This is a genomic window from Rhizobium esperanzae (assembly GCF_002204185.1).
GTDB lineage: Bacteria > Pseudomonadota > Alphaproteobacteria > Rhizobiales > Rhizobiaceae > Rhizobium > Rhizobium esperanzae.
Genome location: NZ_MXPU01000015.1, coordinates 131,532 through 152,623, shown reverse-complemented (window position 1 = coordinate 152,623; position 21,092 = coordinate 131,532). Strand labels below are relative to the sequence as shown.

Here is a 21,092-nt window from a genome sequence, read left to right as displayed (position 1 = left end):
ACCACTTGTTAGTGGCTCGTTCACTATGTAAAGAAAAGGTTGATCATGTGTGGCATTTTTGCCATCGTGTGACCGCATTTGACAGTCATCTGAGACAGTACGGGACATTGTCTGTCTGACGGGGATCGAGTTGCCGAATCAGAATGGGATTTCCAAGCCTTCGCGCTTGAGCTGGCGTTCTTTGTGCGCCGACATCTGCGGAAAGGCAATAAGGACGGCGGCGGCCGCCCTTCTTGCGCTTGCGGTTTCCTCGCCGGTATTCGTCAGTACGCCTTCTCAAGCAGCGGGCGAAACCCGCAGTCTCAAGCTCTATTTCATCCATACTGGCGAAAAAGCCGTCATCACCTACAAGCGTAACGGCAAGTTCGACCCGAAGGGTCTGGAGCAGCTGAACCGCTTTCTGCGCGACTGGCGCAAGAACCAGCCGACCAAGATGGATCCGCGCCTGTTCGACCTGATCTGGGAAGTCTATCGCCAGAGCGGTTCGCGGGATTACATCAACGTTGTCTGTGGTTTCCGTTCGCCGGCGACCAACGAGATGCTGCGCGGCCGCTCGCGTAATTCCGGCGTCGCCGAAAAGAGCCAGCACATGCTCGGCAAGGCGATGGACTTCTTCATTCCCGACGTCAAGCTTGCGACGCTCAGGGCCATCGGCATGAAGATGCAGATCGGCGGCGTCGGCTTCTATCCGAAATCCGGTTCGCCCTTCGTGCACATGGATGTCGGCGGCGTTCGCGCCTGGCCGCGCATGAGCCGCGACGAGCTCGTCCGGCTGTTCCCGAACGGCAACACCATTCACATTCCGGCCGACGGCAAGCCGCTGCCCGGCTACCAGCAGGCGATGGCCGATTACAAGCGCCGCGTCAGCGGCACGCAGATCGAGATCGCCAGCGCGTCCGAATCGGCGCCGAAGCACAAGACGCTGTTTGCAGCGCTGTTTGGCGGCGGGGCGGACGAACAGGAGGACGATTCCGACGATTCGGCTCCCGTTGCTGTCGCCAAGGCCACGACGCCGAAGGCGGAGCCTGCTCCTGCCGAGCCGCAGCAGACCGACGTCGCAGCCCTGAATGCGCCGGTGCCGCAGGTTCGCCCGGCCTTCAGCAACCAGCCGGCCGGCAGCGAAATGGCCAGCGCGCTGGTGGCGCCGTCTTCGGGTAATGCCGCGCAGCAGGCTCTTGCCGCGGCGCTTCCGGCCGATCAGGCCCAGCCGCAGCAATTCGCCGATCTCAGCGCCTACAGCATTCCAGTTCCCTCGCTTCTCGGCCAGCGCCGCGCACCTGGCGACGCCGAGGTCGCGTCGGTCGATCCGAATATGCAGAACGGTATGCCGGTTCCTACTCCGGTCGAGCGCCCTGCCGTTGCCGAAAATCTGCTTGCTGCGGCAGATGCCGATCCGGAAGCGGAGGCGGACGAGGCCGATCAGGATGGCGGCCTGTCTCCTGCCATCGCCGACGCGCTCGAGCAGCAGAACAAGGATACGGAAAACCAAGTCGCCTCGCATGAGTCTCAAATGAGCGTAGAGCAGGCAATCGCCGCCGCGATGCCGCAAAAGGCGGCCGCCGAAAAGCCGTCATTGCAGCTCGCTGCCTTGGCGCCAGCGTCGAAGTCGGCAAGCTTCGGTGACGCCTTCGACGCCCCGGCTGCCGAGAGCCCCGCGCCGCAGCCCCTTCCGGTCAAGGGCGGGCGCCCGACGCAGAAGGAAGCCGCCGCGGCCGATGCCAGCCGCACGACGGTGCGTACCGAGCCGAAGCTGACGCAGAAGATGATCTCGCAGTGGGCGCTGACAAATGCCCGTCTCGAAATGGCGTCCAAGCAGGTCAAGGCGCCGCGCTTCGTCAGCCAGACGATGCGCGCCCAACCGACCGCTGTCTATGCCGAGGGCTTCAACGTCAAGACCGCCTCGGTCGATCCGGCCCGCTTCAGCGGCACGGCCGTCAACTTCATGGAAGTGCGCAAGTTCAACACGAATTGAGCCTGCCGATCTCGTCGGACCGAAAAACCGCCGGAGTGATCCGGCGGTTTTTCTTCTGACTGTTTGAGCGGTTGGACAGTTGGTTAGCCAGCAGGATCCGGCGTAAAAGAAAAGCCGCCGGAAGATCCGACGGCTTTTCCAAAGCAGCGATGTTGCCGAATCAGCCTTCCGGCGGCGCCTCGATCATGCCGAGTGCGTGCAGATAGGTGTCGAGGATTGCTTCCTCCTCCATGCGCTCCTGCTCGTCCTTCTTGCGCAGCGCCACGACCTTCTTCAGGATCTTGGTATCGAAGCCCATTCCCTTGGCTTCACCATAGACGTCCTTGATGTCGTCGGCGATGGTCTTCTTTTCTTCTTCCAGCCGTTCAATGCGCTCGATGAAAGCGCGAAGCTGATCGCGGGCGACGCCATGAGCATCAGACATCGTGTTCTCCTGATTTTTCGGTGATCAATTCGGGATGCACGTGACTGCCGCGAAGCGGCGTCACGGTCAAGCCTGTTAAAGGCCAAGCGGACTATTTGTGTGGCTTGTTCAGCTCAAATGCCGCCTTTTGCACAGGCGAGGCCTCCTTCTGGTGGAGGTTCTTCCAGTCCTCATAGGGCATGCCGTAGATCATCTCGCGCGATTCGTCCCGGCCGACCGGAACGCCCTCCGCCTCGGCGGCCTCGCGGTACCAGTTCGACAGGCAGTTGCGGCAGAAGCCGGCCAGGTTCATCAGATCGATGTTCTGGACGTCACTGCGGTCACGAAGATGCGCGACCAGACGCCGGAAGGCGGCGGCTTCGAATTCGGTCTGTTGTTTCTTGCTGAGCGCCGTCATCTCGCTCTCCTTTTCATTCGGTGTGCCTCAATAGGGGCCGGTGCGCGACGGATGGACGTCGTATTCGTGCAGGGCAGGGTCGGCATTCATCGCTGTGAAAATCGGCGCCAGGCGCTCGGCCCATGCCGATATGCCGGCTTCATCCGCGATCAAATCCTGACGCACTTCGAGCAGGGCATGCGGAATGCCTGTCACCATGCAATGGCGGTACATGGTATCGCCCTTCAAAGCGCCGTCATAGGGCTCGTTGTCGCCGACGACAAGATCGGGATCGGCGCGCAGCATGTCGAGCAGCGGCCCGACGGCACGCCGGTCGCTGTCCCAGAGGACCGCGGCGTGCCAGGGACGGGGAATGCTCTTCCACGCCGGCGTGAAGGAGTGCAGCGACAGCACCAGCGGTGCCTTGCCGGTGCTATTTGCCACCGTGTCGATCGTGCCTGCGACGGCATCATGGTAGGGACGATGAAAGGCTTCGATCCGGTAATTCCATTCCTGCGGCGTGATCGGGTGATTGCCTGATATCACGGCGCCGTCCGAGATCTTCATGATCAGCGTCGGGTCATCCTCCCCGCGGTTCGGGTCGATCAGCAGGCGCGAGAAACCGCCGAGCACTGCCGGTATGCCGAGCCTCGCCGAAAGCTGTCGCGTCAGGCCCTCGATGCCGATATCGTAGGCGATGTGGCGGGCAAAGGCAGACTCGGGCAGGCCGAGCCTTTCATACCGGGCGGGAAGGCGGTTCATCGCGTGATCGGCGAGGATCACCATGCCTTTGTCATGTTTTCCAGGTAGGATTTCGAAGGATTGAAAGTCGTCCATGAAGGAATTTGCCGTTGGCCGTTGCGCAGTCGCGCCCAGTGATTGCATGCGCCCGCGACCGGTTCAAGCGGGACAGACGACGAGAGCGGATATGAGCCTCCGCGGGCAGTTATGAAAGGGAATATAATCGATTAGCATTGCGTTGACTTTCGGATGAGGGCGGCGCAAGAAGACACGGACATGAATAACCGTGGAGCTATTTGGGAGCCGTGTTGATTCAAGCCGCGCCAAGTTTCCTCACGCGGTCCGGACCGCTGGTCCGACTCGCCCTGTTTGCTCTTGCAGCCGCCATGCCGTTCTTCATCGCAGATGCCGCACGCGCCGATTTTCGCGTCTGCAACGGAACGCAAAATCTGGTTGGGGTAGCGATCGGATACAGAGCCAAGGACGGCTGGATCACGGAGGGCTGGTGGCAGGTGCCGGCAACGACTTGCGCCACGCTGATCGAGGGCGAATTGCAGTCGCGTTATTATTACCTCTACGCAGAGGACGCCGCCCGGGGAGGACGGTGGACGGGGGACGTGCAGATGTGCGTGGCGGAAAACGAATTCAAGATCTCGGGCGTGCAGGATTGTTATGCCCGGGGTTACCAGAAGATGGGATTCAAGGAATATGACACGGGCCGCCAGGGCAGCTGGATGGTTCAACTCTCCGACACCCCAGGGACGCAAGAAAGTCAGAATTGATGAAGCGTAATCGCAAAGTTAAAATCCTCGCCACCCTCGGGCCCGCCTCCGCCGAGGAATCGATGATCGAGAAGCTGCACCAAGCCGGTGCCGACGTCTTCCGCATCAATATGAGCCACGCGAGCCACGACCTGATGCGAACGCTCATCCAGCGCATCCGCTCGGTCGAAGCGCGCTCCGGCCGGCCGATCGGCATCCTCGCCGACCTGCAGGGACCGAAACTGCGCGTCGGCAAGTTCGTCGACAGCAAGGTTGACCTGAAACCGGGCCAGACTTTCACGCTCGACAACAATGAAGCGCTCGGCGACCAGAACCGCGTCTATCTGCCGCATCCGGAGATCCTGGAGTCGGTGCAGCCCGGCCACCGCCTGTTGATCGACGACGGCAAGCTCGCCCTTCGCGCAGAAAAATGCGACGGCAAGAGCATCGTCACGACGGTTATATCGGGCACCCGCATCTCCGACCGCAAGGGCGTCAGCCTTCCCGACACGCTGCTCGGCGTCGGTGCGCTGACGGATAAGGACCGCGCCGACCTCGACGCGGTGCTCGCCACCGACGATGTCGACTGGGTGGCGCTGTCCTTCGTCCAGCGTCCCGACGACCTTGCCGAAGTGCGCAAGATCGCCCGCGGCCGCGTCGGCCTGATGTCGAAGATCGAGAAACCGCAGGCTCTCGAGCGCATCGAGGAAATCATCGAGCTTTCCGATGCCTTGATGGTTGCCCGCGGCGATCTCGGCGTCGAAATGCCGCTCGAATCGGTTCCCGGCATCCAGAAGCAGCTGATCCGCGCCTGCCGCCGTTCGGGCAAGCCGGTTGTCGTCGCCACACAGATGCTGGAATCGATGATCTCCGCGCCGGTTCCGACACGCGCCGAAGTTTCCGACGTCGCGACCGCCGTCTTCGAAGGTGCCGATGCCGTCATGCTCTCGGCCGAATCGGCCTCGGGCGACTATCCGGTCGAAGCCGTCTCGACCATGGCGTCGATTGCCACCGCCATCGAGCGCGAGCCGCATTATCCCGGCATCATCTATGCCCAGCGCGCCCAGCCGGAAGCGACCGGCGCCGATGCGATCTCGCTTGCCGCCCGTCAGATCGCCGAGACGCTGAAGCTGTCGGCGATCGTCTGCTACACCTCCTCCGGCACGACGGGTCTTCGCGCCTCGCGCGAGCGCCCGCAGGTGCCGATCCTGGCGTTGTCGCCGATCATCAAGACGGCGCGCCGGCTTGCCGTCGTCTGGGGCCTGCATTGCGTCGTCACCCATGATGCGACCGATCTCGACGACATGGTCAACCGCGCTTGCCGCATCGTTGCCGACGAAGGGTTCGGCAAGCCGGGCGATCGCATCATCATCTCGGCCGGCGTGCCGCTCGGCACGCCCGGCGCCACCAACATGCTCCGCATCGCCTATATCGGTTCGGACGGCCAGAGCGGCATCTGATCCGATCGCATCCGTGATGAAGCCCGCTGCCTGAGAAAGGCGGCGGGCTTTTTTCGTTCATGTGACGAGGCATTGCCAAGGGATGCGGCGCATGCAAGTCTCGAGCCCCGGGTTTGGAGGGATCACCATGGATGTCGTCACTCTTTTGGCCTTTGCGGCCGTTTCCTTCGTCGGTATCGCGACGCCGGGGCCGACGGTGCTGCTGGCGTTGGCAAACGGTTCTCGGCATGGGCTGCGCCGCGCGACCGCCGGCATGGTCGGCGCGGTTCTTTCGGATTTTCTCCTGATCGGCGCTGTGGCTGTCGGACTCGGCGCGCTGCTTGCGGCATCGGAATTCTGGTTCTCGATGCTGAAATGGGCGGGTGCTGCCTATCTCACCTTTCTCGGCATCATGCTCTTGCGGTCGAAGGGCACGATCGATGCGGCACTGAAATCCGATGAGGCGGCCATGAGATCGCCCTTTTCGATCGGGCTGAAGAGTTTCATGGTCGCGGCGACGAACCCGAAGGGCTATCTCTTCTTCTCCGCCTTTCTGCCGCAGTTCATTGATCCCGCCCAGCCGCAGACGGCGCAGTATATGCTGCTCGCGCTTGTCTTCGCTGTGATCGATTTCATCATCATGTTCGGCTATGCTTTCTTCGGCTCGCAGGCGGTCCGTTTCCTTAAAACGTCGGGCGCCTTATGGCTGGAACGGGCTTGCGGCGGTGCGTTGCTCGCCCTTGCCGGGTCGCTTGCCTTCTACCGCCGGGCAACGGCCTGATTCAAGGCCGAGGCAGGGATAGATGGCCGACTCGATAGGCCTGCGTGTGCCTGCCGATCTCGGGCAAATCTTTCCATAGCCTGAAGCGGACGCGCGTCCATGTCGTCGGTTCGAAGCCGGAGACGGAGGCGAGCGCACCCCTTGCCAGATCGGCTTCGGTTTCAGCGCTTTCGGCCCGGCGGAGGTCGGCAAGCGACGCATAGGCTTGCGTCTGAAGGATGTCGCGAGTGGCAAACCGGGACGCCGCAATGTCGGGCGAGACTTCCGCCTGCCACACAATCCAGGTACTCACCTTAGGCCAGCCGAAGGCGCCGGTCAGCGCCTCGAAGCCCGGGCCGCAGAGGAAGTCGCTCGCGCCTTCCGGTCTCTGCCAGAGATAAAAGGGCGCATAAAGATTGTCGCGGCTGCCGACCTCGTTCCTGCGGGCGCTGAGATAGGCCTTGAAGCCGAGATTGGGAAGGCCGTCGAGCAGTGGCCCTTTTTCGCAGATGCGGCGCTCGATGATCGACATGTCGTAATCGGCTGGCAGGGTGAAGCCGTATTGCATAGCGATCATGGCCGTTTCTCCACCGCACGCAGTCGCCAGTCAGGATCAGTCATCTGGGCAATGCCGGCGCCGAAGGACCAGTCCTCAGGCGCGCTGGTGCTGATGACGATCATCACGTCTTCTGGCCGCAGGCCCGGCGACTGGGCCAGCAGCTCGGCAAGCCGCCGATACAGCGCTGCCTTCATCTCCGCCGTTCGCGGCCGGCCTATGGTGATCGAGATATAGACGAAACCGTCCGAGCGCGGGCCGGCGAGATAGCTGCGGTCGAAGATCAGCTCATTCTCGTCATGCTGATGGATAGCCTGGAAGCGGTCGTTCTCGGGCACATCGAAGGTCTCGACCAGTGCGCGCTGGACGTTGTCGGCAAGGACAGCGAGATATTCCTGTGACTTGCCTTTGCGAAGAGAGATGCGGACGAAGGGCATTGGGATCTCCATGGTTCGGGCCGTCCGGCGGCCTTGACAACAGCATCATCGCAGCACAGGATGATCCTGAAAATCAGAATTTTATGGATTAATTGTCCTAAAAATCGGAACTGTATGATGCGGCGGACGATCTTCGATCTCGATGTGCTTCGGACCTTTTCGACCGGCATGGAGCTCGGCAATTTCGCCAAGGCGGCGGAAAAGCTCGGGCGTTCGACGTCAGCGGTCAGCGCGCAGCTGAAGAAACTGGAGGAACAGGCGGGCACGGCAATCTTCCGCAAGGCTGGCCGCGGGCTGGCGCTGACCGATGCCGGCGAAACGATGCTCGGTTATGCCAGACGGTTGCTGGAGCTCAATGACGAGGCGGCGGCGGCTGTGCACAGCGTGGAGCTGGAAGGCTGGGTGCGGCTCGGTCTGCAGGAGGATTTCGGCGAGACCTTGTTGCCCGAGGTGCTCGGCCGTTTCGCGCGCGCCCACCCGAAAGTCCGCATCGAGGCGCGGGTGGTGCGCAATGCCGAACTGCTCGAGCGGGTCACCTCAGGCAAGCTCGATCTGGCGCTTGCCTGGAGCGACGGGACGCTGTCGGCGCATTGCGAGCGCATCGGCGAGGTGCCGATGTGCTGGATCGGGCCTGCCGAGGGACAGCCCGGCTGGCATGTGGCAAGCGGCGAGCCGATGCCGCTTGCCTCGCTGGAGGCGCCGTGCCTGTTGCGCAGTGCGGCGACCAGGGCGCTCGACGCGGCGGGAATCTCCTGGCGGCTCGCCTTCGTCAGTCCCAGTCTCGGCGGCCTCTGGGCAGCGACGGCGGCCGGCCTCGGTTTGACCATCCGCACGCCGCTCGGCCTGCCGGCGAAGGTCCGGGCGCTCGCGCCAGAGGCAATCGGCCTGCCTGAGCTGCCGAAGCTCGGTCTGGTGCTGCACAGAGCCGAAGGCGAGCTGGAACCGGCTGCGGCGCGGCTTGGCGCGCTGGTTCTACAGTCCGTGCATGGCGTGCTGCACGGGACGGCAGGCTGATATCTCGATTATCCCGCGAGCGCAGGGCCCGATCACCATGAAGCCGCTCTGATACTCAGCCGAAGCGTTCCAACGCCATGGCGAAGATGTCGGTATCGACATTGCCGCCGGAGGTGACGGCGACGACGGTATCGCTTTCCAGCGCCTCGCCATGGAAAAGAGCGGCGGCCAGCGCCACGGCGCCGCCCGGCTCGACGACGATCTTCAGCCTGACGAAGGCGAGCGCCATAGCGCGTAGCGCCTCGTCGTCGGTGACGACGATGCCGGCGCCGGCGAGGCGCTTCAAGATCGGAAAGGTGATGTTGCCGGGCTGCGGCGTGATGATCGCATCGCAGATCGAACCCGACATCGAGGCGTTGCGCTCGATCCTGCCGGAGGCGAGCGAGCGGGTGGTATCGTCGAAGTCCCTGGGCTCGCAGGGACGGACGCGAAAGCCGGGGGCGCTGGCTTCGAGCGCGAGCGCGATGCCGGACGTCAGTCCGCCGCCGCCGCAGGGAACGAGCACCTCGGCTTCCGTTACACCTTCTTCTTCCGCCTGTTCGGAGATTTCGAGGCCAGTCGTGCCTTGGCCGGCAATGACGAGCGGTTCGTCGAAAGGCTTGATCAGCGTCAGGCCGCGCTCGGCGGAGAGCCGGGCGCCGATTTCGTCGCGATCCTCATTGGCGCGGTCATAGAGCACGACTTCGGCGCCGAAGGCGCGGGTGTTGGCGATCTTCAGCTTCGGCGCATCGCTCGGCATGATGATGACGGCGGGCACGCCGTGCAGCTTGGCGGCAAGGGCGACGCCCTGCGCATGATTGCCCGAGGAGAAGGCGATGACGCCGCGCGTGCGTACGGCCGGGTCGAGGCCGGAGACGGCAGACCAGCCGCCGCGAAACTTGAAGGAACCCGAATGCTGCAGGCATTCCGCCTTCACGAACAGGCGCCGGCCGGCGATCTCGTTCAGGAATGGGGAGGAGAGAAGCGGCGTTCGGCGCGCGCGACCGCGCAGTCGAGCGCGGGCGGCAACAATCATTTCAATGCTGACCATTCGAGAATCGTCCTGCTTGCGGCGTCGCTCCTGCATAGGACGGGGCAAACGGTTTGTGAACGGTGACTTTGTCACCGTGACATGAATGACCATTGCGCCTATGCCCGGCGGCCCGCCGACCGTCAATAGCCGCCCGCCGAGCCTTCCGTCGCGCGGGCGTCCATGGCGCCGTTGTAGCGAGCGCCGCCGCCCTTTTCGATGGTGGCAAGGCTTTTGCCGCCGACGAGGATGCCGGCGGCCTGACCCCAGAGCGGCGCATCATTGCCGCCGTCGAAGCTATAGCCCATCGCCGCAAGCATCTTTTCCGTATCCGGCGAAAGCGCATAGGGCTCGAGATAGACCTTGTCTGGCTGCCATTGGTGATGAAACCGCGGCGCGTTGACGGCCTGGCTGATATCCATGCCGAAGTCGACGACATTCAAAATCGTCTCCAGCGTGATGGTGATGATGCGCGAGCCGCCGGGGCTGCCGATCACCATGAAGGGCTTGCCGTCGCGGGTGATGATCGTCGGGCTCATCGAGGAGAGCGGCGTCTTCTTCGGAGCGATGGCGTTGGCTTCGCCCTGAACGAGGCCATAAAGGTTCGGCACACCCGGTTTGGAAGTGAAATCGTCCATCTCGTTGTTGAGCAGAATGCCGGTGCCGGGTGCCACGACCGCCGCGCCGAAGGAGCCGTTCAACGTATAAGTGACGGCAACCGCATTGCCCTCGTCGTCAATGATCGAATAATGGGTCGTCTCGTTGCTTTCCTTGCCGCCGAGCGGTTTCAGGTTGGCCGAAGTCCCTGCCTTGTAGGGATCGATCTTTGCTGCGATTTCCTTGGCGTAGCTCTTGTCGAGCATTTTTTCGACCGGGTTCTCGACGAAATCGGGATCGCCGAGCGCGGCGTTGCGGTCGACATAGGCGTAGCGCATCGCCTCGACCATCACGTGCACGGTTTCAGCCGAGGCGTAGCCGAGATAGGAGAGGGGATAACCTTCGAGGACGTTGAGGATCTCGCAGATGATCACGCCGCCGGAGGAGGGTGGTGGCGAGGAGATGATGTCGTAGCCGCGGTAGTTGCACTCGATCGGCTTCAGCTCGCGCACTGCATATTGCTCGAAATCCTCCTTGGCGAGGATGCCGCCCTTGGCCTGGCTCGCGTTTACGATCGCTTCGGCGGGGGCGGCCTTATAAAATGCGTCGGGTCCTTTTTCCGAGATGGCCGCAAGGACCGCAGCGAGATCCGGCTGCGCAAGCTTTTCGCCAGAGCCATAGGGCTTGCCGTCCGGTTTCAGGAAAATCTTCGCCGCCGTCTCGTCCTTGGCCAGGCGCTTGGCGTTGCCGGCAAGGATCGCCGCGTCACCCTGTTCCAGCGTGAAGCCCTCCTTGGCGAAACGCAGCGCAGGCCCGATCAGGTCCTGGCGTGACCGGGTGCCGTATTTCTCGCGCGCCGTCTCGAAACCCATGACGGAGCCGGGGACGCCGACGGCGAGATAGCCGTCAAGGCTGGCCCGCGGCACGATATCGCCCTTTGCATCGAGATACATGGTCTTCGTCGCAGCGATCGGCGCGCGCTCGCGGAAATCGAGGAAGGTCTTGGTGCCGTCTTTCAGGCGGATGGTCATGAAGCCGCCGCCGCCGAGATTGCCGGCCGAGGGATAGACGACCGCCAGTGCATAACCGACGGCGACCGCCGCATCGACGGCGTTGCCGCCGCTCTTCAGCACCTCGACGCCGACATCGGTCGCCAAATGCTGGGCGGTGACGACCATCCCGTGTTCGGCTTCGACTGGCGCGGGCGATGCCGCGAAAGTCGCAGTCAGGCTCAGCGACAATGCCGATATGATGGAGATCGTCCCGATATGCAGGCGGCCCATGATTTCCCCTCCTATGGACAACGACGGAAAGACATATGGGGCTGCTGCGGCCCACGGCAATGCGAGGAACAGGCTTTGTGCGAGGAAGCCGGCCGAATGTCCAACAGGGGCACCGCCGCAGAGATCAACCGCCGTGGAGAGCGCCAGGCACGAGCGACGGCTGGATTTGGATCGCCTGATCGCGGAGAGAGGCGGCGAGCCGCTCTTCGGCGCGGCGGGCGGCCCCTTGGAGGTCGCGCGGCTCGCCCGCGATCTTTTCCATGGCGGCGATAGCAACGTCAGTGGCGAGATAATCCGGCTTATGGCCGACGCCGCGGACAGTCACGAGTTCGGAGCCTGCTATATCGCGGGCGAGGCCGCGCGAATGCAGGTGTTCCCAGACGATTTCGTCGCGGTCGCCTGTGATGATGACGGTCGGCGCGGTGATCTGCGAGTAGAGCGGCGACTGCTCCTTCACATAGGCGAGCAGTCTTTTGAAATCGGCGGCATTGTTGTGAAAGGTGCGCGGCCGCAGCACCAGCGATGGGCCGGTTTTTTCGATGTAGTCGGCAGGGCGTGGATTGGGACGGAAGACATTCAGCGTCCCGCGCTCCAGCCGGCTCAATCCAAGCGGAACGACGATGGCGTGGTTGAAGAGCCAACCGATGACCGGCACGGTTGCCACATGATAATACCAGTCGATGCCGCCGGGCCACGGATGGGTGGCGGGTGCGAGGAAGAGCAGACCGGCGGTCTTATCCGGATGGCGCAGTCCGAAGGCGGCCGTGATCGCACCGCCGAAGGAATGGCCGACGATGATCGCCTTCTTGATGCCGCGCTTTTCCATCAGTCGAGCGATTGCGTCGGCCTGACCGGAGGGGACGGCGTTCTCAGGGCCGCCGCGTTCGGAATAACCGTGACCGGGACGATCGACGAACAGCATTTCCGCCCGGCCTTCGAGCGGCGCGCGAAAGGCGACGAGCTGATCGAGCAGATTGCCGCTGGCGCCGTGAATGAAGACGAGCGCCGGCAGATCCGCATGCTCGGGACGCTCGACATGGACGGCATTCATGCGGTAACCGCCGACATCCGTCAATTCGCCGATATTCGGATAGATCTGTTCTAATTGCCGCGCCTTGTAAGAGGAATAACCGATGGCGGCGGCGAGCGGGGCAAGAAGAGCGGAAACTTCGGCAAGCATGATCTTAACGGCGACAATCGACGGATTTTGCGGGGGACGGTCGCGTCAAATTCCCTCGACAGTTCTAAAAATTGCGCGCTCTGGCCGCAGGCCAAGCTCGATGAGCCGGCTTCAGGTTCGATTGCCGGCCAGTTTTTCCGCAAGCATGTTGACCTGCTCCTGCGCGGTGCGATCGGCGGGATAGATATCAAGGAACCGTTCCCAGGCCTTCAGCGTCAATTGGTCATTGCCGGAATTGCTGAGGATCGCGGCCATGCCGGAGAGCGCGCCGAAATGGCGCGGCTCGATATCCAGCACATGCTCGATGTCGGACATCGACTTGCGGTAATTGCCCATGACGAAATTAAGCGTGGCGCGGCGATTCCAGCTCTCGGCATAATCGGGTTTGAGGGCAATCGCCTCGTCGAGGAAATCGAGAGCGGCGGGATTGCGCTTTTCCTCGATCGCCTTGTCGGCCCATTGCATCAGCAGGTTCACGGTCGCACTGCCGGAATCATTCCATTCCAGACGAATTTCATTGGCGATGCTGCTGGCCTTGTCAGGATCACGCTCGCGCTTCAGCTGACTGAAGAGTTGATCGAGACGCTGCTTCGGCGAACTACTGGCATCCCTCCGCTCGACAATGACGTTCTTTTCGGCCGCGGCGGCCGGAAACGGGGGGGTGGAAAGGATGAAGGCGAGCGGCAGCACCGCTGACGTCAAAGCAAAAAAGCGCATGGCGGACATATTAGTCCGCCAGCGCCGAAGATCAAACAAATTAGACGTGATCACCGCAGCGACCACCGGATGTCCGTCGGCGCAATCTGCGCGGCGCACGATCCGGATGCGCAATCAGCCCTGACGAGCCTTGTAGCGCGGGTTCAGCTTGTTGATGATGTAGATGCGGCCCTTGCGACGAACCAGACGGTTGTCACGGTGACGAGCCTTGAGCGACTTGAGCGAATTCTTGATCTTCATTTTTCTGATCCGCGATCTCTATGGGGGAATTCACATTCGCCCGTAACTTTAACAATCAAAAGCGCGCCGTCGGGGCGCGCTCTTTAGGTGGGGGTGCAGATACCCCGTCACCTCCAGCGTGTCAACCACGTGACGGTGTTTTTCCCAAGCCGCACGGCCGTTTTCTCACCGCGAAACCGGCAATTTCGGCGCCAATGTCGTGACGTGACCCATTTTGCGGCCGGGGCGCCACTCGTTCTTGCCATAGAGGTGAACCAGCGTGTCGGGACGCTGCAGCCAGTCGCGAACGGCAAGGATATCGTCACCGACCAGATTCTGCATGACGCAGTCGGAGTGCCGCTCGCCATTGCCGAGCGGCAGGCCGGCGACAGCGCGGATATGCTGCTCGAACTGGCTGACGACGCAGGCGGCTTCCGTCCAGTGACCGGAATTGTGGACGCGCGGCGCCATCTCGTTGGCGATCAAGCCGCCGTCGGCGAGCACGAAGAATTCGATGCCGATCACGCCGACATAGTTCAATGCGGCGAGAATCTTTTCGGCCGATCGACGCGCGGCCTCCGCTGTCGTCGCCGAGATTGCGGCCGGAACGGTCGAGGTGTGGAGGATGCCGTTGCGGTGGACATTCTCGGCGGGATCGAAGCAGACGACCGTTCCATCCGCGGCACGCGCGGCGATGATCGAGACCTCGCGCTCGAAGGCGACGAAGCTTTCGAGAATGAGCGGCACGGCTCCGAGCGCGGCATAGGCGCCGTCAGGATTGTCGGCGGGCGAGCGGAAAACCTTCTGCCCCTTGCCGTCGTAACCGAGACGGCGGGTCTTCAGCACGCCCTGGCCGCCGAAATCTTTCAACGCGGTTTCGAGATCGGCCTGGCTGTCGACCGCATGAAAGCGAGCGGTTGATATGCCGCAGCTGTTGAGGAAGCGTTTTTCGACGAGCCGATCCTGGGCGGCCTCGAGCGCCTTGGCAGGCGGATAGACGGCGATGCTTGCCGAGAGCGCTTCGGCGGCCGCGACGGGCACGTTTTCGAATTCGTAGGTGACGACATCGCAGGCGTCTGCCAGTTCGGCCAGCGCCGCCGGTTCGTCATAGGCGGCGACGATCTGCCGGTTCGCCAGTTGGGCGGCGGGGCAGTCGAGCTGCGGCTCGAGGATGACAGTGCGGAAATTCAATCTGGCGGCGGCGATGGCCAGCATGCGGCCGAGCTGGCCGCCGCCGACAATACCGATCGTTCCTATGGTCATTGGTCGTCCATTGGATATTCGGCGACGGCAGCACTCTGGCGCTCGCGCCATTCGTCGAGCCTGTCGGCAATCTCTTCGTCGGAAAGGGCCAGCACGGCGGCGGCGAGAAGAGCGGCGTTGACCGCACCCGCCTTGCCTATGGCGAGGGTCCCAACCGGAATGCCGGCCGGCATCTGCACGATGGAAAGAAGGCTGTCCTGGCCGGACATGGTCTTCGACTGGACCGGCACGCCGAAGACCGGCAGCGGCGTCATCGATGCGGTCATGCCCGGCAGGTGTGCTGCGCCGCCGGCGCCGGCGATGATGACCTTGAAGCCTTCCGCACGCGCGCCCTTGGCGAAATTCATCATGCGCTCGGGCGTACGGTGCGCTGAGATGATGCGCGCATCATAAGCGATTTCCAGCGCTTCCAGCGTGTCAGCCGCGTTCTTCATGGTCTCCCAATCGGATTGGCTGCCCATGATGATGGCGACGAGTGGTCTATCTGTCATCCTGCGACCGTTCCTTTCAGGCAATGATATCGGGAACGATCTGGTCTTCCAGCTTGGAGAGCTTGTCCTTGATGACGAGCTTCTTCTTCTTCATGCGCTGGATTCGCAGAGCGTCGCATCCGGTCTCGATCATGGCGTTGATCGCAGCGTCGAAATCCTCGTGCTCCTGGCGCAGACGCGCCACCATGAGCCTGATTTCCGCCTGTTCCTGATCGGCCATATGCATTCCCCGTTATCGTCCTCGGACCTTGTCCGATCTGCCGATGATTTCCGCAAGCTCCTATCACCAAATACGGGTAACGGCTAGTTAGTCTTGATCATGAATTTGCCATCTCTTCTTCATCTTTTCGCCTTCGACAAGCCGTCAAAAATATGTCACAGTCCGCCCCGTTGACACCTTGATCCCCGACGACGATGGTCGGGGAGGGTAAGAGGAAGGAAGGGTCAAATGACAGTTGAAGCTCATCTTGAATCACTCCACAAAAAGCATGTCGCTCTTGAGGAGGAGTTGCATGCACTCAGAACAGCTCCCTCTATCTCCGATACAGAAATTGCCGAATGCAAGCGCCGCAAGCTGCGCATCAAGGACGAGATTCAGCGTCTCAAGTCATCCGTCCATTAATCTTCCCAAGGGTCGCCGGTCGATCATCTTGCGCAAGAGGTAAATCCATCCATTCCGCCTAAAATTTGCAAGAACCGGTGATTACACCAGAATTGCGCCAGCCCGATGCTTTGTGACGTCGCGGCTGGCGCGTTTGCGTCTGCTTGCAGCAAATGACGTTATAATGATTGCGTCCGGGGCGTTATGGGAGGTGCGGTCAGGCCCAGAACTGATCTAGCCACAGATTGAGCTTGTCGAAGCCGCGGTTGTTGACCGCATAGATGCGTTTCGTACCTTCCGAGGTCACGGAGACAAGATTGCTGTCGAGCAGTGCCTTCAGGTGCTGGGAGACAGCGGGACGACTGATCGGCAGGCCCTCGGCAAGCTCGTTGACGGTGCGCGGCGCGCGCCGCAATTCCTCCAGCAGAAAGCGCCGGTTCGGGTCGGCAATCGCAGAGAAAGGGTCCGTGTTCGACATGGCGGGAACGCTACGTCAAACCGGCCGTTGCAGCAAGGAAATTGTGCATTGCAGCGTGCCGCCGCGCTTACCAGCCGAGGCCCTCGCGCATGATCAGAAGGGCCGCGATCAGCGCCATCGTATACATGAAGGGATAAAAGATCTGCGGCTTCATGCGGCGCACGCACCAGGCGCCGGCAAGAATGGCGAGCGGAGCGAAAGGCAAGAGCGTGGCGGAGGTTGCAAGGTTCTGTGTGTCGAGCTGGCCGAGGGCAAAGTAGGGAATGAGCTTGATGGCGTTGAGGATTGCGAAGAAGCGCACGCTGGTGCCGGTATATTCGCGCGGCTCCAGTTTGAGCGGTAGGGCATAGATCTGAAACGGCGCGCCGCCGGCATGGGCAACGAAGCTGCCATACCCGGAAAACGTCCCCCAGAGACCGGCGGCGACCGGCCGCTGCCCGCGCGGCGGGATCGTCTTGCCGGCGCCGGGGCCGAAATTGTTCCAGAAATAGCGCAGGCAGAAGAGGATCGTCACCGCGCCGATGACGACGCGCAGGACGTTGCCGGGAACGAGCGCCGAGGTCGCCCAGCCGAGGACAATACCGAGAATTGCGCCCGGCAGCATGATCTTCAGTGTCGCCCAATCGCCATGCCTGCGCCAGATGGCGAGCGAGATCATGTCCATGAAGACCAGGATCGGCAGCAGGATCGCCGCCGCTTCGAGCGGCGAGACGACCAGGGCAAGAAAGGGCAGGCCGATCAGCGACAAAGCGTCGCCCATGCCGCCTTTTGCGAGGCCGACGAGCAGAACCGCGGGCACGGCGGCGTAGTAGAATGACAAGTCCTGCGGCATGCTTTCGACGTCCTCCTCTTGCAAGCCTCCTCTAACGGAACTACTCACACAAAACGAGTGCGGATCCGTCCTTTCGAGAAGGAATTCGCAGGAAACGGAAAGACCTCATGACCGAAGCCGAAAACCGCTGCCGCCTGGTGCTCATCGTCCCTGATATCGCCGACGCCGATGAACAGGCAAGGATCGTCGCCGATGCGCTGAAGGGCGGCGATGTCGCCTCCGTCATCGTGCCGCAATACGGGCTCGATGATGGCGCCTTCCAGAAACATGCCGAAAAGCTGGTGCCGGTGATCCAGGATGCGGGGGCCGCCGCGCTGATTGCAGGCGACAGCCGCGTGGCGGGACGGGCGAAGGCCGATGGCCTGCATCTTACCGGCAACGCGCAGGCACTGTCGGAGGCGATCGACAAACACGCTCCGAAGCTGATCGTCGGCGGCGGCAATGCCAGCGACCGGCACAATGCGCTGGAGATCGGCGAAGCCAGGCCGGATTATATCTTCTTCGGCAAGCTCGATGGGGATATCAAGCCGGAGGCGCATCCCAAGAACCTTGCGCTCGGCGAATGGTGGGCCTCGATGATCGAAATCCCCTGCATCGTCATGGGCGGCACCGATCCGGCGTCGGCTCTTGCCGTCGCCGAGACCGGAGCAGAGTTCGTGGCGCTGCGGCTGGCGGTCTTCGGGGAGCGCGGCCGAGCGCCGTCCATCGTTGCCGAGATCAATGCTCTGCTTGACGAAAAAGCGCCACGGTTTGAGGATTGAAATCCCGCTCATGCCGATCCTGCCCGCCCGCCCTTTGAAATATCTGCTTGCCAGCATAGTCGCCCTCACTGCGGGCGGGTCTGATATCGCCGTGGCGCAGGCACCGGACAGCGTCATCAGCCAGCCGGGTACTGCGCCGGCGTCAAGCTTTCGCACCGACCGGCTCACCAACGGGGATGTGAAACCCTCGGACGGTGTCGGCGTTTTCGATCGCATGGGCGCGAAGCTGCCCGACCTCCCGCCCGAGAAGGATTACAAAGGGCCGATCGACGAGGCGTATGGCGCCTATCAGCGCGGATATTATCTGACGGCGATGGACAAGGCGCTGCCGCGCGCCCAGCTCGGCGATCCGGCGGCGCAGACGCTGATCGGCGAGATCCTCTCGCAAGGCCTCGGCGTCAAGAAGGATGTGAAAGGCGCTGCCTTCTGGTACGGCAAGGCGGCCGAAGGCGGCGATCCTGCGGCGATGTTCAAATATGCGCTGATGCTGATGGAAGGCCAGGGTGTGCCGCGCGACAAGGTCAAAGCCGACGACTATATGCGCAAGGCGGCCGAGGCCGGCAATCCTTCGGCCGAATTCAACTGGGCGCAGATTGTGGTCGCCGACAATCCCGGCGAAAAGGGGCTGAAGCTCGCGCTGCCGTTCTACGAGAAATCGGCCGAGCAGGGCATTGCGGATTCGCAATATGCCGTGGCGCAGATCTATGCGACGCTGAAGGACCTGCCGGAGGAAAAGAAGCAACTCGCCCGCGAGTGGATGGCGCGCGCCGCGCGCGCCGGCTTCGACACGGCCGAGCTCGATCTCGGCATCTGGCTCGTCAACGGCGTCGGTGGCCCCAAGGATTACGTCAAGGGTTTCGAATGGCTGAAACTTGCCGCCAATGGCGGCAATGTCGTTGCGCAGAACAAACTCGCCCATCTCTACATCAACGCCATCGGCACGCCGCCGAATCCGATCGAGGCGGCGAAGTGGTATGTGCTGTCGCGCCGTGCCGGGCTTGCCGATCCGGCGCTCGAGGATTTCTATCTCGGCATCGAGGACGATCAGCAGAAGGCGGCGATCGATGCCGCCAACAAATTCCGGCGGCGATAGCCGCCGCGCGTTTCATTTTCTAAAGCATGTCGCGATCTTTCAGATTCGCGTATCGTGCTTTCGGGCCTTGTTTTTCTGCATGTCTTTATCGCAAAACAACCGCTGCACAGCTTTGCGAGACATGCTCTAGAACAGCGCGTCGGCGAAAAGATCCTCGTCGTTTTCGGCTTTGGTGGTCTCGGCGGGCGCTGGAATGCTTTCCTCGCCCGCCGGGATGATGTCGCGATGAATGTTACGCTCCTGGACCATCGTGTAGAGCTTGAAGATCTTACGGTCGAGCGGTGCGATGGCCTCCGCGAAATCGGAGATATCGGCGACATCGGTGCCGGCGACGTCTTCGAGCACATTGGCGCAGCGGGCAAGGACATCGCCGAGTTCGTGCTGAAAGTCGAGCTTGCCGATCAGCAGGCCGATCTTGGCGGCGACTTCGCGGCCGTTCTCGGCGAGCACCTTCAGCTCCTTTTCCATGACATTGGCCGCGGAGCGGATGTTGTCGACGGCCGAGGTCAGGCTCTCGCCCAGTCCGCCGGCCGCGGCGTCTGTGGCGGGAGCCACGCGTCCGGCGGCGGCTTCGAGCGCCGGCAGGCCGTTGACGATGGCGTCGGCGGATTCATCGAGCTTGCCGGCGAAGATGCGGAGCTCGGCGGTGACGACGTTGATCGACTTGCCTGCCTCGCCAAGCCGGCTGCAGCGCAGGTTGGTATTCAAAGCCATGTAATGAATGTCGGTCTTGACCGCTCGGATGTTGGCGATGGCTTCGGAAAGCTTGGCGGCCGTGCGGATCGTCGAATGGCTCACCTGATCGGCCTGCCGACTTGCTGCGTCGACCTGTTTGACGATCTCGTGAGCGGCGGAAACGCTGGATTCCAGCGCGCGCATGAAATTGCCGCCGGCTTCGCCGCTTTCCATACCCATTTGATCGCGCAGCTTGAGGATTTCCTGCATGTCGTAGTCGAAACTCGCGATCGTCTTGACGACGTTCTCAGACTCCCGCTGGAAATTGACGCACATGTCGCTCATCTGCGCCGCGGTCAGATGGTGAACGACATTCTGAAGACGCTGGCGCGCACCGGCGTCGAGCCTGGCGCCATCTTCGCCAGCGAGGAAGTCTTCAAGCAGCGAAAAGGTTGCTTGTACATGTTCGATGCGCTGACGGGTGATATCGCCGATCTGCAGGGCCGATAGAGTCGAGCTGACCTTGCTCTGGACGCCGCGTGCGATCGCGCCGACCTCACGGGCGATGACCCCGAGGTTCTTGCGATGTTCGGCGATTTTGGCAGCATCGTCGCGCAGGGCTCGGGCGACGGCGGGAACGGTATCGGCGTAGCCTTTGGAAACGCTGACCCCGAAGGATGCGGCGAGTTTGACCTCTTTCTCGAGGCTGTCGAGATGGGCGGCGAAGCGATTGACCTCGTCAGTGCCCGAATAGATTCGTTCCAAAATCTCCTGCGCAAAGCCCGCGAATTCGGCAAGGCCGGCGCCGGTGATCTTTACGGTCACGGCAAAGGTTCTGAGATAACGCATGGTCTCCTGCATGTCGGCGACGTGCTTGCGCAGTTCCCTGCCGGTTTGCGCCAGCAAGATGAGCGCCTGCTGGCGGTTTTCTTCGCTGACCGGCAATGCAGTCAGGCTTTCCACCGTGGCACGGAGATCGGCGCTGGTGTCGCTCGCCTCCTTGTCGTCGAGTGCCTTGGCGACACTTTCGAGCGAATTCAGCAGGCGGTTCAGGACATCCATCACCGACAGCAGCACCGAGCCGCCCTCGAGGAAGCGCTCCTCGACTTGGCTGCGGGCAGATTCCAGGGTCTGGGTGATCCCCCGCCCCGATCTGTCGGCTGCTGCGTCGGATGATACCAGAGCGTGTGCCACATCTATACCTTTTCTTAAAACGCAGGCCATTTGACTCTATTTTTACGGGCAGAATGGAAATGTCAGGTAAACGCGCGAGACTCGCCTGCGTTGTGATTAATGAAAGGTGTGAAGGAGCGGCTCCATAAAGTTCCCAGCCAAAAGAGATTATTTAAGGCCATGTTTTCACTTTGTTATTTTTCTAAATTTCTAGACAAATACAACTTATCCTGGATGAGA

Annotated in this window: 24 protein-coding genes; 8 read left to right on the top strand and 16 right to left on the bottom strand. The window is 62.1% G+C overall.

Annotation, left to right across the window (positions count from 1 at the left end; all coding sequences use genetic code 11):
- Positions 1-130 precede the first annotated feature (130 nt).
- Positions 131-1,972: a peptidoglycan L,D-endopeptidase MepK gene (locus B5E41_RS21835; RefSeq protein WP_088396011.1), complete on the top strand. Its 1,842-nt coding sequence runs from the start codon at positions 131-133 to the stop codon at positions 1,970-1,972.
- Between the two features lie 160 nt (positions 1,973-2,132).
- Here the strand turns inward: B5E41_RS21835 and B5E41_RS21830 are convergent, their stop codons facing one another.
- The 3 genes from B5E41_RS21830 to B5E41_RS21820 form a co-directional block, all read right to left on the bottom strand.
- Positions 2,133-2,396: a DUF2312 domain-containing protein gene (locus B5E41_RS21830; RefSeq protein WP_008533181.1), complete on the bottom strand. Its 264-nt coding sequence runs from the start codon at positions 2,394-2,396 to the stop codon at positions 2,133-2,135.
- Positions 2,397-2,487: 91 nt separating this feature from the next.
- Entirely contained in the window at positions 2,488-2,793 is a 306-nt protein-coding gene (locus B5E41_RS21825) for a DUF1244 domain-containing protein (RefSeq protein WP_088396010.1), read from the bottom strand.
- Positions 2,794-2,820: 27 nt separating this feature from the next.
- Complete coding sequence (locus tag B5E41_RS21820) at positions 2,821-3,609, bottom strand: N-formylglutamate amidohydrolase (protein WP_088396009.1); 789 nt, start codon at positions 3,607-3,609, stop codon at positions 2,821-2,823.
- A 200-nt stretch (positions 3,610-3,809) separates the two neighbouring features.
- On the opposite strand from B5E41_RS21820, the gene B5E41_RS21815 reads away from it, so the two are divergent.
- The 3 genes from B5E41_RS21815 (at position 3,810) to B5E41_RS21805 (ending at position 6,494) form a co-directional block, all read left to right on the top strand.
- Positions 3,810-4,295 carry a DUF1036 domain-containing protein gene (locus tag B5E41_RS21815; RefSeq protein ID WP_011426762.1) on the top strand — a complete coding sequence of 162 codons (486 nt, stop codon included), beginning with the start codon at positions 3,810-3,812 and terminating at the stop codon, positions 4,293-4,295.
- Complete coding sequence (gene pyk / locus B5E41_RS21810; protein ID WP_088396008.1) at positions 4,295-5,734, top strand: pyruvate kinase; 1,440 nt, start codon at positions 4,295-4,297, stop codon at positions 5,732-5,734. The genes B5E41_RS21815 and pyk overlap by 1 nt, the downstream gene beginning before the upstream one ends.
- A 127-nt stretch (positions 5,735-5,861) precedes the next feature.
- Positions 5,862-6,494, top strand: coding sequence for a LysE family translocator (locus tag B5E41_RS21805; protein WP_088396007.1), 633 nt, complete (start codon positions 5,862-5,864; stop codon positions 6,492-6,494).
- 1 nt (position 6,495) lies between these two features.
- Here B5E41_RS21805 and B5E41_RS21800 read toward each other — a convergent pair whose 3' ends face one another.
- Positions 6,496-7,050, bottom strand: a complete 555-nt coding sequence (locus tag B5E41_RS21800) for a DUF4865 family protein (RefSeq protein ID WP_088396006.1) — start codon at positions 7,048-7,050, stop codon at positions 6,496-6,498.
- The gene (locus B5E41_RS21795; RefSeq protein ID WP_088396005.1) at positions 7,047-7,466 is read right to left on the bottom strand and encodes a tautomerase family protein; all 420 of its coding nucleotides are present in this window, start codon (positions 7,464-7,466) and stop codon (positions 7,047-7,049) included. Before B5E41_RS21795 ends, B5E41_RS21800 begins: the two co-directional genes overlap by 4 nt.
- Before the next feature lie 117 nt (positions 7,467-7,583).
- Here B5E41_RS21795 and B5E41_RS21790 point away from each other — a divergent pair, with 117 nt between their 5' ends.
- Positions 7,584-8,480 carry a LysR substrate-binding domain-containing protein gene (locus B5E41_RS21790; protein ID WP_088396032.1) on the top strand — a complete coding sequence of 299 codons (897 nt, stop codon included), beginning with the start codon at positions 7,584-7,586 and terminating at the stop codon, positions 8,478-8,480.
- A 55-nt stretch (positions 8,481-8,535) separates the two neighbouring features.
- Here B5E41_RS21790 and B5E41_RS21785 read toward each other — a convergent pair whose 3' ends face one another.
- The 8 genes from B5E41_RS21785 to B5E41_RS21750 all read right to left on the bottom strand — a co-directional run bounded on the left by B5E41_RS21785 (position 8,536) and on the right by B5E41_RS21750 (position 15,459).
- Complete coding sequence (locus tag B5E41_RS21785) at positions 8,536-9,510, bottom strand: threonine ammonia-lyase (protein WP_085860433.1); 975 nt, start codon at positions 9,508-9,510, stop codon at positions 8,536-8,538.
- A 122-nt stretch (positions 9,511-9,632) separates the two neighbouring features.
- On the bottom strand, positions 9,633-11,369 hold the full coding sequence (gene ggt, locus B5E41_RS21780; protein ID WP_088396004.1) for a gamma-glutamyltransferase: 1,737 nt from the start codon (positions 11,367-11,369) through the stop codon (positions 9,633-9,635).
- 124 nt (positions 11,370-11,493) lie between these two features.
- On the bottom strand, positions 11,494-12,549 hold the full coding sequence (locus B5E41_RS21775) for an alpha/beta fold hydrolase (protein WP_088396003.1): 1,056 nt from the start codon (positions 12,547-12,549) through the stop codon (positions 11,494-11,496).
- 111 nt (positions 12,550-12,660) lie between these two features.
- Entirely contained in the window at positions 12,661-13,275 is a 615-nt protein-coding gene (locus B5E41_RS21770) for a tetratricopeptide repeat protein (protein ID WP_088396002.1), read from the bottom strand.
- Between the two features lie 105 nt (positions 13,276-13,380).
- A complete protein-coding gene (gene ykgO / locus B5E41_RS21765) occupies positions 13,381-13,506 on the bottom strand; it encodes a type B 50S ribosomal protein L36 (protein ID WP_003582204.1) in 126 nt (41 codons plus the stop codon).
- 165 nt (positions 13,507-13,671) lie between these two features.
- Positions 13,672-14,748: a 5-(carboxyamino)imidazole ribonucleotide synthase gene (locus B5E41_RS21760; RefSeq protein WP_088396001.1), complete on the bottom strand. Its 1,077-nt coding sequence runs from the start codon at positions 14,746-14,748 to the stop codon at positions 13,672-13,674.
- Positions 14,745-15,239, bottom strand: a complete 495-nt coding sequence (gene purE, locus B5E41_RS21755) for a 5-(carboxyamino)imidazole ribonucleotide mutase (protein WP_064811306.1) — start codon at positions 15,237-15,239, stop codon at positions 14,745-14,747. Before purE ends, B5E41_RS21760 begins: the two co-directional genes overlap by 4 nt.
- A gap of 16 nt (positions 15,240-15,255) precedes the next feature.
- Positions 15,256-15,459 (bottom strand): YdcH family protein, encoded by a 204-nt coding sequence (locus B5E41_RS21750; RefSeq protein ID WP_010028538.1) that lies wholly within the window; start codon positions 15,457-15,459, stop codon positions 15,256-15,258.
- 228 nt (positions 15,460-15,687) lie between these two features.
- On the opposite strand from B5E41_RS21750, the gene B5E41_RS21745 reads away from it, so the two are divergent.
- Positions 15,688-15,861, top strand: a complete 174-nt coding sequence (locus tag B5E41_RS21745) for a YdcH family protein (protein WP_064804872.1) — start codon at positions 15,688-15,690, stop codon at positions 15,859-15,861.
- A 196-nt stretch (positions 15,862-16,057) separates the two neighbouring features.
- Here B5E41_RS21745 and B5E41_RS21740 read toward each other — a convergent pair whose 3' ends face one another.
- Positions 16,058-16,318, bottom strand: a complete 261-nt coding sequence (locus B5E41_RS21740; protein ID WP_003552646.1) for an ArsR/SmtB family transcription factor — start codon at positions 16,316-16,318, stop codon at positions 16,058-16,060.
- Positions 16,319-16,385: 67 nt separating this feature from the next.
- Complete coding sequence (locus B5E41_RS21735; RefSeq protein ID WP_088396000.1) at positions 16,386-17,150, bottom strand: sulfite exporter TauE/SafE family protein; 765 nt, start codon at positions 17,148-17,150, stop codon at positions 16,386-16,388.
- Between the two features lie 107 nt (positions 17,151-17,257).
- Between B5E41_RS21735 and B5E41_RS21730 the strand changes: the two genes are divergently transcribed.
- Together B5E41_RS21730 and B5E41_RS21725 are read left to right on the top strand one after the other, a co-directional pair.
- Complete coding sequence (locus tag B5E41_RS21730) at positions 17,258-17,911, top strand: thiamine phosphate synthase (RefSeq protein WP_088395999.1); 654 nt, start codon at positions 17,258-17,260, stop codon at positions 17,909-17,911.
- A 10-nt stretch (positions 17,912-17,921) separates the two neighbouring features.
- Positions 17,922-19,004, top strand: a complete 1,083-nt coding sequence (locus B5E41_RS21725) for a tetratricopeptide repeat protein (protein WP_085860427.1) — start codon at positions 17,922-17,924, stop codon at positions 19,002-19,004.
- 126 nt (positions 19,005-19,130) lie between these two features.
- Here the strand turns inward: B5E41_RS21725 and B5E41_RS21720 are convergent, their stop codons facing one another.
- Positions 19,131-20,873, bottom strand: coding sequence for a chemotaxis protein (locus B5E41_RS21720; protein WP_088395998.1), 1,743 nt, complete (start codon positions 20,871-20,873; stop codon positions 19,131-19,133).
- Between the last annotated feature and the right edge of the window lie 219 nt (positions 20,874-21,092).

Coding starts and splice junctions, on each gene's coding strand:
- B5E41_RS21740 (WP_003552646.1), bottom strand. CDS start 16,318: ATGTCGAACACGGACCCTTTCTCTGCGATTGCCGACCCGAACCGGCGC.
- pyk (WP_088396008.1), top strand. CDS start 4,295: ATGAAGCGTAATCGCAAAGTTAAAATCCTCGCCACCCTCGGGCCCGCC.
- B5E41_RS21820 (WP_088396009.1), bottom strand. CDS start 3,609: ATGGACGACTTTCAATCCTTCGAAATCCTACCTGGAAAACATGACAAA.
- B5E41_RS21830 (WP_008533181.1), bottom strand. CDS start 2,396: ATGTCTGATGCTCATGGCGTCGCCCGCGATCAGCTTCGCGCTTTCATC.
- B5E41_RS21785 (WP_085860433.1), bottom strand. CDS start 9,510: ATGGTCAGCATTGAAATGATTGTTGCCGCCCGCGCTCGACTGCGCGGT.
- B5E41_RS21800 (WP_088396006.1), bottom strand. CDS start 7,050: ATGATCGCTATGCAATACGGCTTCACCCTGCCAGCCGATTACGACATG.
- B5E41_RS21825 (WP_088396010.1), bottom strand. CDS start 2,793: ATGACGGCGCTCAGCAAGAAACAACAGACCGAATTCGAAGCCGCCGCC.
- B5E41_RS21735 (WP_088396000.1), bottom strand. CDS start 17,150: ATGCCGCAGGACTTGTCATTCTACTACGCCGCCGTGCCCGCGGTTCTG.
- B5E41_RS21790 (WP_088396032.1), top strand. CDS start 7,584: ATGCGGCGGACGATCTTCGATCTCGATGTGCTTCGGACCTTTTCGACC.
- B5E41_RS21775 (WP_088396003.1), bottom strand. CDS start 12,549: ATGCTTGCCGAAGTTTCCGCTCTTCTTGCCCCGCTCGCCGCCGCCATC.
- B5E41_RS21750 (WP_010028538.1), bottom strand. CDS start 15,459: ATGGCCGATCAGGAACAGGCGGAAATCAGGCTCATGGTGGCGCGTCTG.
- B5E41_RS21760 (WP_088396001.1), bottom strand. CDS start 14,748: ATGACCATAGGAACGATCGGTATTGTCGGCGGCGGCCAGCTCGGCCGC.
- B5E41_RS21725 (WP_085860427.1), top strand. CDS start 17,922: ATGCCGATCCTGCCCGCCCGCCCTTTGAAATATCTGCTTGCCAGCATA.
- ykgO (WP_003582204.1), bottom strand. CDS start 13,506: ATGAAGATCAAGAATTCGCTCAAGTCGCTCAAGGCTCGTCACCGTGAC.
- B5E41_RS21795 (WP_088396005.1), bottom strand. CDS start 7,466: ATGCCCTTCGTCCGCATCTCTCTTCGCAAAGGCAAGTCACAGGAATAT.
- B5E41_RS21805 (WP_088396007.1), top strand. CDS start 5,862: ATGGATGTCGTCACTCTTTTGGCCTTTGCGGCCGTTTCCTTCGTCGGT.
- B5E41_RS21730 (WP_088395999.1), top strand. CDS start 17,258: ATGACCGAAGCCGAAAACCGCTGCCGCCTGGTGCTCATCGTCCCTGAT.
- B5E41_RS21745 (WP_064804872.1), top strand. CDS start 15,688: ATGACAGTTGAAGCTCATCTTGAATCACTCCACAAAAAGCATGTCGCT.
- ggt (WP_088396004.1), bottom strand. CDS start 11,369: ATGGGCCGCCTGCATATCGGGACGATCTCCATCATATCGGCATTGTCG.
- purE (WP_064811306.1), bottom strand. CDS start 15,239: ATGACAGATAGACCACTCGTCGCCATCATCATGGGCAGCCAATCCGAT.
- B5E41_RS21770 (WP_088396002.1), bottom strand. CDS start 13,275: ATGTCCGCCATGCGCTTTTTTGCTTTGACGTCAGCGGTGCTGCCGCTC.